Origin of the sequence: Candidatus Pelagibacter sp., assembly GCF_052049835.1 — a bacterium.
Classification (GTDB): Bacteria; Pseudomonadota; Alphaproteobacteria; order Pelagibacterales; family Pelagibacteraceae; genus Pelagibacter.
In genome coordinates, this window is sequence record NZ_JBNGZF010000016.1 from 39111 (window position 1) to 55673 (window position 16563).

At 31.6% G+C, this 16563-nt stretch carries 14 protein-coding genes and 1 other RNA gene; 13 read left to right on the plus strand and 2 right to left on the minus strand.

Annotated elements, in window-relative coordinates; all coding sequences use genetic code 11:
- Positions 1-86 precede the first annotated feature (86 nt).
- The 4 genes from ACTT9R_RS05730 to ppdK are packed head-to-tail and all read left to right on the plus strand — an operon-like array spanning position 87 to position 6490.
- Complete coding sequence (locus tag ACTT9R_RS05730; RefSeq protein ID WP_440927052.1) at positions 87-893, plus strand: S49 family peptidase; 807 nt, start codon at positions 87-89, stop codon at positions 891-893.
- Positions 883-1764, plus strand: a complete 882-nt coding sequence (locus ACTT9R_RS05735; RefSeq protein WP_440927152.1) for a glycine--tRNA ligase subunit alpha — start codon at positions 883-885, stop codon at positions 1762-1764. Before ACTT9R_RS05730 ends, ACTT9R_RS05735 begins: the two co-directional genes overlap by 11 nt.
- Positions 1764-3830 (plus strand): glycine--tRNA ligase subunit beta, encoded by a 2067-nt coding sequence (gene glyS, locus ACTT9R_RS05740; RefSeq protein WP_440927053.1) that lies wholly within the window; start codon positions 1764-1766, stop codon positions 3828-3830. The genes ACTT9R_RS05735 and glyS overlap by 1 nt, the downstream gene beginning before the upstream one ends.
- Positions 3830-6490 (plus strand): pyruvate, phosphate dikinase, encoded by a 2661-nt coding sequence (gene ppdK, locus ACTT9R_RS05745; RefSeq protein WP_440927054.1) that lies wholly within the window; start codon positions 3830-3832, stop codon positions 6488-6490. Before glyS ends, ppdK begins: the two co-directional genes overlap by 1 nt.
- Positions 6491-6497: 7 nt before the next feature.
- On the opposite strand, the gene ssrA is transcribed toward ppdK, so the two are convergent.
- Positions 6498-6796, minus strand: a transfer-messenger RNA (tmRNA) gene (gene ssrA / locus ACTT9R_RS05750).
- A gap of 4 nt (positions 6797-6800) precedes the next feature.
- On the opposite strand from ssrA, the gene thyX reads away from it, so the two are divergent.
- Positions 6801-7748 (plus strand): FAD-dependent thymidylate synthase, encoded by a 948-nt coding sequence (gene thyX / locus ACTT9R_RS05755; RefSeq protein ID WP_440927055.1) that lies wholly within the window; start codon positions 6801-6803, stop codon positions 7746-7748.
- Here the strand turns inward: thyX and ACTT9R_RS05760 are convergent.
- A complete protein-coding gene (locus ACTT9R_RS05760) occupies positions 7729-8553 on the minus strand; it encodes an Mrp/NBP35 family ATP-binding protein (RefSeq protein WP_440927056.1) in 825 nt (274 codons plus the stop codon). The genes thyX and ACTT9R_RS05760 overlap by 20 nt on opposite strands.
- Before the next feature lie 49 nt (positions 8554-8602).
- Between ACTT9R_RS05760 and hflK the strand changes: the two genes are divergently transcribed.
- From hflK to ilvC, 8 genes are read left to right on the plus strand one after another with little or no spacing between them, the layout of a single operon-like run.
- Positions 8603-9703: an FtsH protease activity modulator HflK gene (gene hflK / locus ACTT9R_RS05765; RefSeq protein ID WP_440927057.1), complete on the plus strand. Its 1101-nt coding sequence runs from the start codon at positions 8603-8605 to the stop codon at positions 9701-9703.
- Between the two features lies 1 nt (position 9704).
- The gene (gene hflC / locus ACTT9R_RS05770) at positions 9705-10577 is read left to right on the plus strand and encodes a protease modulator HflC (RefSeq protein ID WP_440927058.1); all 873 of its coding nucleotides are present in this window, start codon (positions 9705-9707) and stop codon (positions 10575-10577) included.
- 7 nt (positions 10578-10584) lie between these two features.
- A complete protein-coding gene (locus ACTT9R_RS05775) occupies positions 10585-10770 on the plus strand; it encodes a DUF2065 domain-containing protein (protein ID WP_440927059.1) in 186 nt (61 codons plus the stop codon).
- Position 10771: 1 nt separating this feature from the next.
- Positions 10772-12187, plus strand: coding sequence for a Do family serine endopeptidase (locus tag ACTT9R_RS05780; RefSeq protein WP_440927060.1), 1416 nt, complete (start codon positions 10772-10774; stop codon positions 12185-12187).
- Positions 12188-12189: 2 nt separating this feature from the next.
- Entirely contained in the window at positions 12190-13098 is a 909-nt protein-coding gene (miaA, locus tag ACTT9R_RS05785) for a tRNA (adenosine(37)-N6)-dimethylallyltransferase MiaA (protein ID WP_440927061.1), read from the plus strand.
- A gap of 52 nt (positions 13099-13150) precedes the next feature.
- Positions 13151-14917: an acetolactate synthase 3 large subunit gene (locus ACTT9R_RS05790; RefSeq protein ID WP_440927062.1), complete on the plus strand. Its 1767-nt coding sequence runs from the start codon at positions 13151-13153 to the stop codon at positions 14915-14917.
- Between the two features lie 5 nt (positions 14918-14922).
- Entirely contained in the window at positions 14923-15471 is a 549-nt protein-coding gene (gene ilvN / locus ACTT9R_RS05795; protein ID WP_440927063.1) for an acetolactate synthase small subunit, read from the plus strand.
- A gap of 18 nt (positions 15472-15489) precedes the next feature.
- The gene (gene ilvC / locus ACTT9R_RS05800) at positions 15490-16512 is read left to right on the plus strand and encodes a ketol-acid reductoisomerase (RefSeq protein ID WP_440927064.1); all 1023 of its coding nucleotides are present in this window, start codon (positions 15490-15492) and stop codon (positions 16510-16512) included.
- Positions 16513-16563 lie beyond the last annotated feature (51 nt).

Consider the following 16563-nt stretch of genomic DNA (forward strand, 5'->3'; position numbering starts at 1 on the left):
ATATATATTACTTATCAATTGACGCACCAGTTTCTTCAATTATAAGTAGTCTTTATATTCAATAAATAATTCTATAAGACTTACCTATGTTCTCTTTTTTTAAAAAGAAAAAAATTGTTGCTCACTTAAAATTAAGTGGCGTTATTGGTAATGCAGGAAAATTTAAACAAGGTATTGATTTTGCAGGTCAAGAAGAACTAATTAAAAAGGCTTTTTCTCTGAAAAAAGCGGCATGTGTTGCTATATCAATCAATTCTCCAGGAGGATCACCAGTTCAATCTCATCTAATCTACAGCTTTATTAGACAACAAGCAAAAAAACATAAAAAAAAAGTTATTGTATTCGCTGAAGACGTAGCAGCTTCTGGAGGCTATTTGATTTCTTGTGCTGGGGACGAAATTTATGCAAATTCAAGTTCAATAATTGGATCCATAGGAGTGATATATTCTTCTTTTGGATTTACAGAGTTGATAAAAAAAATTGGGGTTGAAAGAAGAGTTCATACTGCTGGCAAAAACAAAAGCACACTTGATCCATTTTTAGAAGAAAAAAATGAGGATATTGAAAGATTAAAAAATATTCAATTGGATCTTCATAAAGACTTTATAGATGTTGTTGAAAAAAGTAGAGGATCAAAATTAAACAAATCTGAAGTAGAACTTTTTTCAGGTGAGTTTTGGTCAGGCAGTAAAGCAAAAAATTTAGGATTGATTGATGGAATAGGTGACGCACATGAAATATTAAAAGATAAATTTGGTGAGGATGTAATTATTAAAAAATTTGAAAAATCAAAAGGATGGTTAAGTCAAAAACTTTCTTCATCTAACAATCAAGTAGATCAAATAGCAAGTATTTTAGATGAAAGATCAATTTGGCAAAGATATGGTTTCTAAAGCAAAAAAAGAAAAAAAAAAAGTTCAAACATTCCAAGATACAATTTTAAATCTTCAGAAATTTTGGAGTAAAAAGGGATGCATTATTCTTCAGCCTTACGATATGGAGGTTGGTGCAGGAACTTTTCATCCAGCTACCACCCTAAGATCACTAGGAACTAAACCATGGAAAGCAGCTTACGTACAACCATCAAGAAGACCTACAGATGGAAGATATGGAGATAATCCAAACAGGTTACAACACTATTATCAATTTCAAGTTTTAATCAAACCTTCTCCTGAAAATATAAAAAAACTTTATTTAAAAAGTTTGTCTACTATAGGAATAGATCATAATGATCATGATATAAGGTTTGTTGAGGATGATTGGGAAAGTCCAACATTAGGTGCCGCAGGATTGGGGTGGGAAGTATGGTGTGATGGAATGGAAATTACTCAATTCACCTATTTTCAACAAATGGCTGGATTTGATTGTAAACCTGTATCAGTTGAAATCACTTATGGCTTAGAAAGAATTTGTATGTTTACCCAAAAAGAAAAAAATGTTTATGATTTATTGTGGAATGATGAAGGTGTAAAATATCACGAAGTTTTTCATCAAGCCGAAAAAGAATTTTCAGCATACAATTTTGAACATGCGAATGTAGAAAAACTTTTGAAAATGTTTGAAATGCATGAGTCTGAGGCAAAAGATTTGGTAGAAAAAAAAATTTCATTACCAGCATATGATCAATGTTTAAAAGCCAGTCATGTGTTTAATATTCTAGATGCAAGAGGTGCAATCAGTGTCGCACAAAGAGCTGGTTATATTGCTAGAATAAGAGATATTACAAAATCTGTAGCTGGCGTTTGGTTAGATAGTCAAAAATAATGTCAGAGTTTTTTTTAGAATTATTTAGTGAAGAAATACCTTCAAATCTTCAACAAAATTTAAGGGAAGACTTACTTAAAAGTTTTAATGATTTATTTTTAGAAAAATCAATTTTATTTAAAAAAAGCTCGTCATATTCAACACCAAATAGATTAGTGTTATTATTTGAAGGTGTTCAAAAAAATGTTGTACTAAAATCTGAGGAGATTAAAGGTCCAAATATTAAGTCACCAGAGACAGCACTAGAGGGGTTTGTTAGGTCAAATAAAATCTTAAAAAAGGATCTCTACCAAAAGAAAACAGACAAAGGAGAATTTTATTTTTTTAAGACAAAATCAAAAAAATTGCACACACATGAATTATTAGAGGAATTTATCCCAATATTATTAAATAAAATTCAATGGAAAAAATCAATGTATTGGGGAACTTTTGACCTAAATTGGGGTAGACCTTTAAAGTCAATTCTAGCTGTATTTGATAAAAAAAAGTTAAATTTTAATTTTCATCACCTAACATCTTCTAACTCAACTTTTATTGATAAAGAATTTGAGGAAAATAAAAAGTCTTTCTTAGAATTTAAAAATTATAAAAGTTTTTTTAAAAAAATTGACATTATCGTTGATCACAATGAAAGAAAAAAATTAATAGAAAAAAAATTTAATAATATATTAAAAAATAAAAATATTAAGATCCAACATAATCCTAGATTACTCAATGAAGTTGTAGATTTAACAGATCAACCAAATATCCTTCTTTGTGAATTTGATAAAAAATTTTTAAATATTCCAAAAGAAATATTAATTATTACCATGCAATACCACCAAAAATATTTTCCTATATTTGATAATAAAGAAAATATTACCAATGAGTTTTTAGTGGTTGCAAACAAAAAAGACAAAAAGGGATTAATTAAATTAGGAAATGAAAGAGTAGTTGAAGCAAGATTAAGTGATGCAGAATTTTTTTGGAAAAAAGATAAATCTCAAAATATGGTCAAAAAAGTTACTGAATTAAAATCAATGAATTATTTTAAAGGATTAGGAAGTTATTTCGATAAAGCCCAAAGAATGAGAAAATTGGGTGGAATGATATCTGATGAACTTTTAATCAGTAAAGAAAAAGTTGAATTGTCAGCATCAATTTGTAAAGTTGATTTATTATCAGAACTAGTAGGTGAATTTCCAGAACTCCAAGGTGTGATGGGAGGTTATTTTGCTAACGCACAAGGTTTTGATAAAGATTTAGCTTTGGCGATAAGTGAGCAATATTTACCTACAGGTTCAGGTTCAAGAGTTCCAAAAAAACCATTTAGCATAGCCCTTTCTTTAGCTGATAAGATAGATACTTTAGTTGGTTTTTTTGGTTTAAATCAAAAACCAACAAGTTCGAAAGATCCGTATGCTCTAAGAAGGTTAGCATTGGGGGTAATAAGAATAATAGTTGAAAATAAAAAAGATTTTAAAATAAAAGATCTAATTAATTATTCTTTAAGCCTGTATTTAGATCAAGGTTTTGAAATTGATAACCAATCCCTACAAAATGAATTATCAGATTTTTTAATGGACAGATTAAAATATCACATGAAGGAAGAAAATATTAGAAATGATATAATTCAAGCATCAACTAGTTCTTTTAACTTAGATCAATCTGTTATTATTTTTAATAAAGCTAAACATTTAAATAAAATTATTAACAAACCAAATGGTTTAGATATTGTTGCAAGCTATAAAAGAGCCTCAAACATTTTAGACGGTGAATTAAAAAAAGATAAAATAGAATTATCAAATACAACTGACCCTGGAATTTTTAAAACTGATTTAGAAAAAAACCTATTTAAAAAAATTAGTGAATTAAGGAAATATTTCTCAGGCATTAATAAAGATGAAAATTATGTTCAAACATTGGACAATTTAGCTAGCGTTAAAAGAGAGGTTTTTGACTTTTTTGATAATGTAATTGTGAACGAAGATGATCTGGTCATAAAGAAGAATAGGCTGGAACTAATCCAAATGATGTGTAAAACGTTCAACAATTATGTTAATTTTGCTCTAATCGACTCCCGTTAATGAAAAAACTTATTTTAAACTTTAATTCCAAGGATAGTAAAAAAATTAAAAATCCTAAAAACTTTTTAGGAGGAAAAGGTGCTAATCTTTCTGATATGGGAAGAATGGGTCTTCCTGTGCCTCCTGGTTTTACAATATCCACAAAAGTTTGCGAAATTTTTTATAAGGATAAAAAAAGATTAAATAAAAGTTTAATTTCTCAAATTAAAAAAGAATTAAAATTAATCGAAAAAGATGTTTCTAAGAAATTTGGGGACTTAAAAAATCCACTTTTATTATCTGTGCGGTCTGGTGCAAGAGTATCAATGCCAGGTATGATGGATACTATTCTAAATCTGGGTCTTAACGATAAAACAGTTAAAGCTTTAGCAATTAAAACTTCAAATGGAAGATTTGCTAAAGACAGTTATAGAAGATTCATTCAAATGTACGGTAATGTGGTAATGGGTGTAGAAGGTTATCATTTTGAGGAATTAATTGAAAATTATAAACTTACAAAAGGTGTTTTATTAGATACAGATTTAGATGAAAGTGATTGGGATGGATTAATTGAAGATTTTAAAAGAACAGTAAGAGAAAAGACAAAAAAAGATTTTCCTCAAGATGTTCACGAACAATTGTTAGGAGCAATAAACGCAGTATTTTTATCATGGGAAAGTAATAGAGCAAAAGTTTATAGAAAACTAAATCAAATCCCAGCCGAGTGGGGAACTGCTGTAAATGTTCAATCAATGGTTTTTGGAAATATGGGTGATGATTGTGCAACGGGAGTTGTGTTTACACGAAATCCATCAGATGGATCAAATGAAATATATGGTGAGTATTTAATTAATGCGCAAGGCGAAGATGTTGTAGCGGGCACAAGGACGCCTCAATACATAACGAAAAAAGCTAGGAGAGATGCTAAAGTAAAAGAATTATCAATGGAAGAGTCTATGCCTAAAGTCTTTAAAGAACTTCAAAAAATTTTGAAAAAATTAGAGACGCATTACAAAGATATGCAAGACGTAGAGTTTACAGTTGAAAATAGTAAACTATGGATGCTTCAAACAAGATCAGGAAAAAGAACAGCAAAATCAGCAGTGAAGATCGCAGTTGATATGGTTAAAGAAAAATTAATTTCTAAAAAGGAAGCTGTATTAAGAATTGACCCAAATTCTTTAGACACACTTTTACACCCAACTTTAGATGAAAAAAGTTCAATTAATGTTATAGCAAATGGATTGCCAGCATCACCAGGTGCAGCTAGTGGTAAAGTTGTATTTACATCAGAAGAGGCTGAAAGATTAACCGCAATGATGCAAGATACAATTTTGGTTAGAGTAGAGACCTCCCCAGAAGATATACAAGGAATGCATGCTGCTAAAGGAATTTTGACTGCTAGAGGAGGAATGACAAGTCATGCAGCTGTTGTTGCGAGAGGTATGGGTAGACCATGTGTATCAGGATCAAGTGAAATTGATATAAACTATGAAAATAAATCTTTTAAAACTTCTTCAATGGAGATTAAAGAAGGAGACGTAATCACTATTGATGGCTCAACTGGAAGAATTATTGATGGAAGTGTTTCAACTGTGAAGCCTGAAATATCTGGTGATTTTTCCAAGTTAATGTCTTGGGCAGATAGCTTTAGGAAATTAAAAGTAAGAACAAATTCTGAGACACCAAAAGATACCAAAACAGCAAAAGATTTTGGTGCTGAGGGTATTGGATTATGCAGAACTGAACATATGTTTTTTGATGAAGAACGAATTTTGTCTGTAAGAGAAATGATATTATCTAAAACAAAAGAAGACAGAGCAATAGCATTACAAAAACTGTTACCACATCAAAGAAAAGATTTTATAGATATTTTTAAAATCATGAGTGGATTACCAGTCACAGTTAGATTGTTGGACCCACCATTACATGAATTTTTACCACGTACAGAAAAGGAAATTAATGAGGTTGCTAGTATAGTTAATCTCCCAGTTAAAGAGGTTGAGTCAAGAATTGAAGAGCTCCATGAGCAAAATCCTATGTTAGGTCATAGGGGATGTCGTCTAGGAATATCTTTTCCTGAAATTTATGAAATGCAATGCAAAGCAATATTCGAGGCTTTGGCTTTCCTCAAAAAAAATAAAATTAAATCTGCATTTCCTGAAATAATGATACCTTTAGTATCTACGGAGGTTGAAATTAAAATAATGAAAGAATTAGTAATTAGAACTGCTAGTCAAGTTCAACAAGAAAATAAATTGAAAATAGAATTTTTAGTTGGAACGATGATTGAATTACCTAGAGCGGCAATAAAAGCAAAGGAGATTGCTAAGCATGCAGAATTCTTTAGTTTTGGAACAAATGATTTAACTCAAACTACTTTTGGAATTAGTAGGGATGATAGTGGTAAATTTTTAAATGATTATTTAGAAAACAAAATTTTTTCTGTTGATCCTTTCGTTTCAATAGATGAAGGAGTTTCAGATTTAGTTGAAATAGCAGTAGAAAAAGGAAGAAAACAAAATAAAAATCTTAAATTAGGTATTTGTGGAGAGCATGGAGGAGATCCACATAGTATATCTTTTTGTTCTAAAGCAGGATTGAATTATGTTTCTTGTTCACCTTATAGAGTTCCTGTTGCAAGGTTGGCTGCTGCTCAAGCTGAAATTAAAAAAAATTAAATTAAATAGGGGGGCGTTCTGTTGCCAGGTGCCCCAGACCCCGTTTGCTTAATTAACTAAGTTAATTAGGCAGCAAGTGCGTAACTTTCGTTAGCAATTATAAATTAGCCCGTTACGGTGGAACAATCCCGAACGAAAGAATAGCCTTTAGTCACCCGTCGAATCTAGTTCACCCCCATAAGTTGTAATGGTGGAGGTGGTGGGTACTGCCCCCACGTCCGCAATGGTTATTACGAAATTCGTTTATCGTCGTAGTTGGAAAACCAACATTATTAATATAAAAGTAATTACAACAGATTCAATAACAATCATGAAATTAACTAAAGAACAACAAGAAGAGATAAAAAATCAACAATCTCAAAGCAACCAAACAAAAAGAGTTACTGCCCCTGAGCTTGAAAAAATCCTATATGAAGCAATACCAGCTTTAGATCATGGTTTTGTTAGAGTGGTTGATTATATGGGGGATGATACGTCCATCGTTCAATCAGCAAGAGTTTCATATGGAAAAGGAACGAAACAAGTTTCAACAGACAAAGGACTAATTAAATATTTGATGAGGCATTGGCACAGCACTCCATTCGAAATGTGTGAAATTAAATATCATGTTAAGCTTCCAATATTTATTGCAAGACAATGGATTAGACACAGAACTGCAAATGTAAATGAATATTCTGCAAGGTATTCAATTTTGGATAAAGAATTTTATTTGCCATCACAAGAAAATTTAGCCGCTCAATCAACTAGCAACAGACAGGGTAGAGGAGATGTCTTGGAAGGAAAACAGGCAGAGGAAGTTTTAGAACTTCTAAAAAGCGATGCAGAGAGAACTTATGATAATTATGAGACAATGCTTAATGAAAGATTTGATGGATCAACTATTGATGAAAATAAAAAAGGTCTAGCGAGAGAACTTGCAAGAATGAATTTAACACTAAATACTTATACCCAATGGTATTGGAAAACTGATTTATTAAATTTAATGAATTTTTTAAGATTAAGAGCTGATAGTCACGCTCAATATGAAATTAGAGTTTATGCAGAAATTATGCTAGATACTGTAAAAAAATGGGTTCCTATAACTTATGATGCATTTATGGATTATAGAGTAGGAGGCACAGAAGTTTCTGCAAAAGGAAAAGTTATAATTCAAAAACTTATTAAAGGTGAAACTGTAGATCTTGAAAGTTCTGGATTGTCTAAAAGAGAGTGGAATGAATTAATGACTGCTTTTGATCTTAAAGATAAGCTGATTTAATTTTTTCAGCAAAATTTAAATATATTTTAGAAATTTCATGCTCAGGGTTAGTTTCCACAATTGGCTTTCCTTCATCACCAGTTTTACCCACTTCAGGATTAATTGGAATTTCACCTAAAAATTCTTTTTGAAATTCCTCTGCAGTTTTTTTTACCCCGCCTTCTCCAAAAATTTTATATTTTTTTCCATCATCACCAATAAAAAAACTCATGTTATCAACTAAACCCAAAATCTTAACCCCTAGTTTATCGAACATTTTAATTCCTCTTTTAACGTCTAAAAGAGCTACTTCTTGAGGTGTACTTACAATTATTGCACCATCCATTTTTATTTCTTGAGAAAATGTAAGTTGAGTATCGCCAGTTCCTGGAGGCATATCAACGATAATAAAATCTAAGTCTTTCCAATTTACTTTCTGAGTAAAAGTTTTAATTGCACTTGTAACCATAGGACCACGCCATATCATTGGAGTTTGTTGATCAGCTAAAAAACCAATAGACATACACTGAATGTCATATTTTGTAATTGGATCTAATTTTTGACCATCACTTTTAGGTTTTTCATTAATATTAAACATTTTAGGTATTGATGGACCATAAATATCTGCATCTAAAAGACCAACTTTGCATCCAACTTTTTTCAAAGCTAAAGCAAGATTCGTTGCAAATGTAGATTTTCCAACACCACCTTTTGCACTAGAGATTGCAATTGTAAACTTAGTACCAAGAATAGGATTTTTAGTGAATTTTTTAGGTTCTAGCTTGCTTTTCATTGCGGCACTAAGTTCAGGTTTTTTGTCAGTCATAAAAGTATCATTACTTGTTTTTTACAATAAAGACACTATATACTTTGGCATGTCAGATGATTTTAAAGGCCAAAGTCCTTGGGGATCACCTCCGGGTGGAGGTGGTAGTGGTAATGGTTCAGGTAGAGGTCCTACACCACCAAATATCGACGAATTAATTAGAGATCTTCAAGATAAAATTAAAAAATTTTTACCTGGTGGAAAAACTTCAGGAGGAAAATCAATAAGTCTAATTTTATTAGTTTTAGTTTTTGTATGGTTAGCGAGTGGACTTTATAGAGTATTACCTGATGAACAAGGCGTTGTATTAAGATTTGGTAAGTTTGTAAAAACTACACAGCCTGGTTTGAACTACCATATACCTTTTCCTGTTGAGACTGTTCAAACACCGAAAGTTACCAAGGTTAATAGAATGGATATAGGCTTTAGATCTGAAAGAGACAGTGGTTTTTCTACAGGTGGAGGTGTTGCTGATGTTCCACAGGAAAGCTTAATGTTAACTGGAGATGAAAATATTGTTAATATAGATTTTTCTGTATTTTGGGTAATTAAAGATGCTGGGAATTTTTTATTTAAAATTCAAGACCCAGAAGGTACAGTTAAAGCAGCTGCTGAAACCGCAATGAGAGAAGTGATAGCAAAGAGTGATATTCAACCAATTTTAACAGAAGGAAGATCAAAAATTGAGCTTGAAACTCAAGAAATTATTCAAACTATTTTAGATGATTATGAAAGTGGAATTCAAATTACACAAGTTCAAACACAAAAAGCAGACCCACCAGATCAAGTAATTGATGCATTTAGAGACGTACAGGCTGCAAGAGCAGACATGGAAAGATCTAAAAACGAAGCTGAAGCCTATGCAAATGATGTTATTCCAAGAGCGCGAGGGGAAGCCCAAAAAATTTTACAAGCTGCAGAAGCATATAAAAAAGAGGTTGTTGCAAAAGCTGAAGGTGAAGCAAGTAGATTTATAGCTATTTACAATGAATATAAAAATGCAAAAGCAGTTACTCAAGAAAGAATGTATCTAGAGACTATGGAAAAAGTTTTAGCAGATATTGATAAAGTAATTATAGAAAAAAATGCAGGTTCAGGTGTAGTTCCATACTTACCTTTGCCTGAATTAAAGAAGAAAGCGACGAATTAAAATGAAGTCTGGAAAAATATTAGCAGCAGTATTAGTAGCAATTGGTGTTGTAGCTTTTTTATCAGTAATTATAGTTAAAGAGGTTAACCAAGCAATTATTCTTCAGTTTGGTGATCCAAAAAGAATTATAATGAAGCCGGGATTAAACTTTAAAATTCCTTTCATTCAAAATGTTGTTTATTTAGATAAAAGAATTTTAAACTTAGATGCTCCACCAGAAGAGGTTATTGCATCAGATCAAAAACGTTTAATAGTAGATGCATTTGCAAGGTTTCAAATAGTTGATCCATTAAAATTCTATATTTCAGTTGGAAACGAAAGAGTTGCAAGATCAAGACTGTCCACAATTATAAATTCAAGAATTAGAAATGTATTAGGTCAAGAGGAATTACAAACATTATTATCTAAAGATAGATCTAAGCAGATGGCTTTAATTAAGGAAGGTGTAAACAATGAAGCACAAAACTTTGGAATAAATATTGTTGATGTTAGAATTAAAAGAGCAGATCTACCTCAAGCTAACAGTGATGCAATCTATAGAAGAATGCAAACTGAAAGAGAGAGGGAAGCAAAAGAATTCAGAGCAAAAGGTGCAGAGATGGCAGTTACAATTACATCCACTGCAGACAAAGAAGTTACTGTAATCTTAGCAGATGCTCAAAAACAATCTGAGATCATGAAAGGGGAAGGTGATGGAGAAAGAAATAAAATATTTGCTGACGCCTTTGGCCAGGATCCAGAATTTTTTGCATTCTACAGAGCTATGCAAGCATATGAAAAAGCTCTTATTGGTGGTGAAACTTCTTTAATTTTATCACCTGATAGCGAATTTTTTAAATTTTTTGGAAATATAAAACCTGAAATCCAACAATAACTCTTAAATGCGTGAGCTAGTTATAGCTTTTGGTCTTTTCTTATTTATTGAGGGAATTTTGTACGCCTTATTTCCAGCAAAAATGAAAAGTATGTTGAAAAAATTAGAACTTGTTAAAGATAGTCAGCTTAGATCAGGAGGATTTATTTTTGCATTAATAGGTTTTGTAATTATTTATATTATTAAGAGTTAATATGAGAAAAATTAAAATCATCTTTTTAACAATATTTTTATCATTCTCTTTTTCATTTAATGTAAACTCTAAACCAGTTCCTGCTTCCTTTGCAGATCTCGCAGAAAAATTAATGCCATCTGTGGTAAATATTTCTACTACAACTACTGTAGTGACAAACACTAATCCTTTCCCTTTTCAATTTCCTCCGGGTTCTCCATTTGAAGATATGTTTAAAGAGTTTGGAACACCTCAGGAAAGAAAATCAGCTGCATTAGGTTCTGGTTTTATAATTGATGAGAAAGGGATTGTCGTTACGAATAATCACGTTATACAAGATGCCGATGATATTATTGTTAGGGTAAATGGTGACCAAGAATTTAAAGCTAAAGTTTTGGGTGCCGACCCACTAATGGATATTGCTGTTTTACAATTAGAAACAGATGAAAGGTTTATTCCAGTAGCATTTGGAGACTCTGATAAAGCAAGAATTGGAGATTGGGTTTTAGCAATTGGAAATCCGTTTGGTTTAGGTGGGACTGTTACTGCTGGAATAATATCAGCAAGAAATAGATCAATTGGTTTATCAAGATATGAAGATTTCATTCAAACTGATGCATCTATAAATTCTGGAAATTCTGGAGGGCCTTTGTTTGATATGAATGGAAATGTAATTGGAATTAATACCGCAATTCTTGGACGTAATGGTTCTATTGGAATTGGATTTTCTATACCTTCAAACAGTGCTCAAATTATAATTAAACAATTAATCAAATTCGGTGAAACAAAAAGAGGATGGCTGGGTGTTAGAATTCAAGATGTGACAAAAGAAATTGCTGAAGTTGAAAAATTAGATAAAGCAAGAGGAGCACTTGTTGCAAGCGTTGCTGAAAATAGCCCTTCAGAAAAAGCAGGAATACAAGCTGGTGATATTATTTTAGAATTTAATGGTGAGAAAATAAATCAAATGAAAGAGCTTCCAGCTATTGTTGCTAGAACTGAGGTTGGAAAAAAAGTTAAAGTTAAAATTTGGAGAGACAAAAAAGAAATAATTAAAAATGTGATTTTAGGAAGATTAGAAACTTCAGATGATTTTAAAATAAGCAAAAATGAAGAAACTCAGCAACAAAATAACGAAGAGATTATCGAAAGCTTAAGAATTGCTGTAAGACCTTTGACTAAAGAAGATATTAAAAGTAGAAATTTACCAAACCAGACAACAGGACTGGTGATAACTAAAATTGCTAATAATAGTCCTGTCGCAAATTCGATAGAAATTAACAGCATTATTGTTGAAGCACAGAAGAAAAAAATCAGATCAGCCGATGACTTAAGAAATATTACAAAGGAAGTTCTAAATTCAAATCAGAAAACAGTTTTACTTGCTATTTACAACAATCAAAATCAACGAAGATACATTGGTGTTAAGCTAGATTGATCATGGATTTAAAATCCAAGATTATATTAATATCAGGACCAACAGCATCAGGAAAATCAAGTTTTGCAATTAAAGTTGCAAAAAAAGTTGATGGAGAGATTATTAATGCAGATAGCATGCAAGTATATAAACAACTCAAAATTTTATCAGCTAGACCAGATCCGAAAAAATACCAGAAAGTAAAACATCATTTGTATGGTTTTCATAGTGTTACAAAAAACTTTTCTACAGGTGATTGGCTTAAGCTAGTGATTAAAAAAATTAAAGAAGTTCAAAAAAGAAAAAAAATTCCAATTCTTGTTGGAGGTACAGGCTTATATTTTAAAGCTTTAACTGATGGCTTAGTTAAAATACCAAATATTTCTTTAAAATTAAGAAATCAAATCAGAGATTTACAAAAAAAAATTGGACAAAAGAAGTTTTACAAAAAGCTTTTAAAATTAGATCCACCCTCAATAGGAAAAATAAAACCTACAGATACTCAAAGATCTGTAAGAGCTTATGAGGTAAAAAAATTTACAAAAAAATCACTTTATGAATGGTTTAAAAACACAAAATCAAACTTCATGGAAGATGATTTTTTTAGAGTTTATATTGATTACCCAAGACAAGAATTAATTGAGCGTATCAATCTTAGAACAGATGAGATGATTGAAAATGGAGCAATAAAAGAAGTAAAAGGTTTCATAAAGCTAAGGGTTAGAAAAGATAAAAGTGCCAACAAGGCCATTGGCGTTAATGAAATAAGGGAATATTTAAAAAAACAAAAAAATCTGAATGATACTAAAGAAAAAATAGCCATAAAAACTAGACAATACGCCAAAAGACAAAGTACTTGGGCTAGAGGTAACATGATGAGTTGGATGAAACTAAAGCCAGAAGACTTAAATAATTTTTTGAAAAAAATTTAAAATTTTCATTCTTAAACTTGACCAATGAGTACAACTTCAGCTAGATTGCCTAATGCCAAAATTATTAACTGGAGCAGAAATTGTTTTTAAGTGTCTTGAAGACCAGAAGGTAGAACATATCTTTGGTTATCCAGGTGGTGCAGTGTTACCAATTTATGATGAATTAAAAAATCATCCTTCTATAAAACATATTTTAGTTAGACACGAGCAAGGTGCTGGCCATGCAGCCGAAGGTTATGCTAGATCATCAGGAAAACCAGGTGTAGTTTTAGTTACATCAGGTCCTGGAGCCACTAATGTAGTTACAGCATTAACCGATGCGTATATGGACTCTGTTCCACTGGTTTGTATTTCTGGTCAAGTTCCAACGCATTTAATTGGAACAGATGCTTTTCAGGAATGCGACACCACAGGAATTACAAGACCTTGTACAAAACATAATTGGTTAGTTAAAGATATTAATGATCTTTCAAAAGTAATTCATGAAGCTTTTAGAGTTGCAACAACAGGCAGACCTGGACCAGTTTTAATTGATATTCCAAAAGATATTCAGTTTGCAAAAACAAAATACAAAAAACCAAATAAAGAAAAAAAATTAAATGGAAAATCGCATAATAAATTTTCTAAAGATCAAATTGATGAATTGGTAAAATTATTAAGTAAATCTAAAAAACCAATAATTTATAGTGGCGGAGGAGTAATTAACTCAGGACCAAAAGCAAGTCAGGCTCTAAGAGAATTTGTTGAGCTAACAGGATTTCCTATAACTTCTACACTTCAAGGATTAGGTGCGTACCCTGGAGACGATAGTCAATTTTTAGGAATGCTTGGTATGCACGGTACTTATGAAGCAAATAATGCGATGCATGATTGTGATCTTTTAATTAATATTGGTGCAAGATTTGATGATCGTATTACTGGAAAAATTGATGAGTTTTCACCAAATTCAAAAAAGGTTCATATAGATATAGATCCATCATCAATTAATAAAATTATTAAGGTTGATCTTGCAATTGTTGGAGACGTTACGAGTGTTATAAGTAAAATTAATAAGACAATTGCTAAAAGAAAAAATGGTCATAGCAAGTCAAATAAATCAAATATAGCTAAGTGGTGGGAACAAATTGAAAAATGGAGAGAAAAAGACTCTCTTAATTTTGTAAATAGTGATGAAAGCATAAAACCTCAATATGCTGTTCAAAGACTTTATGAATTAACTAAGAATAAAGACACTTATATCACTACCGAGGTTGGACAACATCAAATGTGGGCTGCGCAGCATTATAAATTTAATAAACCAAACAGATGGATGACATCTGGTGGTTTAGGAACTATGGGTTATGGATTGCCTGCAGCAGTTGGTGTCCAAATTGCCCATCCTGAAAAATTAGTAATTGATATTGCTGGAGAAGCTTCGGTTTTAATGACTATGCAAGAAATGTCTACTGCAGTTCAATATAATCTTCCAATAAAAATATTTATTTTAAATAATCAATATATGGGAATGGTAAGACAATGGCAGGAATTACTACATGAAAAAAATTACTCTGAAAGTTATTCAGAAGCATTACCAGACTTCATGAAAATGGCAGAGGCTTATGGGTGCAAAGGAATTAAAGCTGACAATCCATCTGATCTGGATGACAAAATTCAAGAAATGATAGATTATGATGGACCAGTTATATTTGATTGTCATGTGGATCCTAATGAAAATTGTTTTCCAATGATCCCATCTGGAAAACCTCACAACCAAATGATCTTAGGTCCAAATGATCAAGAGGATAATAAAATTAAAGGAAAAGGCAAAGCCTTAGTATAATTATAATGCCGAAATCAAAATCAGCCTATAGCGTACCTACAAAGAAAGAGAAACCAGAGACATATATTTTTGTTGTGTGGGTTGATAATGAAGCTGGTGTACTTGCAAGAGTGGTTGGTCTTTTTTCAGGTAGAGGATATAATATAGAGTCTTTAGCGGTTGCTGAAGTTGATGCTATTAAAAACATTTCAAGAATAACAATCGTTACTACAGGAACTCCTCAAGTGATAGATCAAATTAAGCTTCAATTAACTAAACTGGTTCCTGTTCACAAAGTAGCGGAATTCCAGAGGGAAGATAAAAATGTAATTTTTAAAGAAATGGCTTTATTTAAAGTTGTTGGCAAAAGAAATAAAATAGAAAAATGTTTAAATGCTTGTAAAAGATTTAATCCCATAATATTAGACAAAACTAAAACCTCTGCCGTAATTCAGATTACTGCACTAAGAAGAGAAATTGATAAAATGAATAAAAAATTAAAGCCCTTTGGACTTATTAGCACTTCGAGAACTGGGGCAGTAGCTATGACAAGAGGTGCTAAAATATTTAACTAAATTAATAGGAGAGATAATATGAAAATGTTTTATGAAAAAGATGCAGATGTAAACCTGATTAAGAGTAAGAAAGTTGCTATTTTTGGTTATGGAAGCCAAGGGCATGCTCATGCATTAAATTTAAAAGATAGTGGAGTAAAAGAAATTGTTGTAGCATTAAGAGAAGGTTCATCAAGTGCAGCAAAAGCAGAGTCAAAAGGATTAAAAGTTATGAATTTATCAGATGCTGCTGAGTGGGCTGATGTAGTAATGATTCTTACCCCAGATGAACTACAAGCAGAAATTTATAAAAACCACATTGAACAAAGAGTAAGAGAAGGAACAAGTATTGCGTTTGCTCACGGATTAAATGTTCACTACGATTTAATAAAAGCAAGAAAAGACCTAGATGTTTTTATGGTTGCTCCAAAAGGACCTGGCCACTTAGTTAGAAGTGAATATGAAAAAGGAGGTGGAGTGCCTTGTTTATTTGCTGTTCATCAAGATGGTTCAGGAAAGGCAAGAGACTTAGCTTTGTCATACGCCTCAGCAGTTGGCGGAGGAAGATCAGGAATTATTGAAACAACTTTTAAAGATGAAGTTGAAACAGATTTGTTTGGTGAACAAACTGTATTATGTGGAGGCTTGGTTGAGCTAATTAAAAATGGTTATGAAACTTTAGTTGAAGCAGGGTACGAGCCAGAGATGGCATATTTTGAAACAGTTCATGAAGTTAAATTGATTGTTGACTTAATTTATGAGGGTGGAATTGCGAATATGAATTATTCAATTTCTAATACCGCTGAATATGGTGAATATCAATCAGGACCAAGAGTAGTTAATAAAGAAGAAACTAAAAAGAGAATGAAAGAGGTTTTGGCTGAAATTCAGTCTGGAAAATTCACAAAAGAGTGGATGGATGAATGTAAAAATGGACAAAAAAACTTTCTAGCCACAAGAGCAAAATTAGCTGAACATCCAGTCGAAAAGGTTGGCGCAGAACTAAGAGCTATGATGCCCTGGATTGGGAAGAAAAAACTGGTTGATAGCGATAAAAGTTAAATTTTATCAGTAAATTATTGCTACAATAATTCAATTATTTCACCTATACTT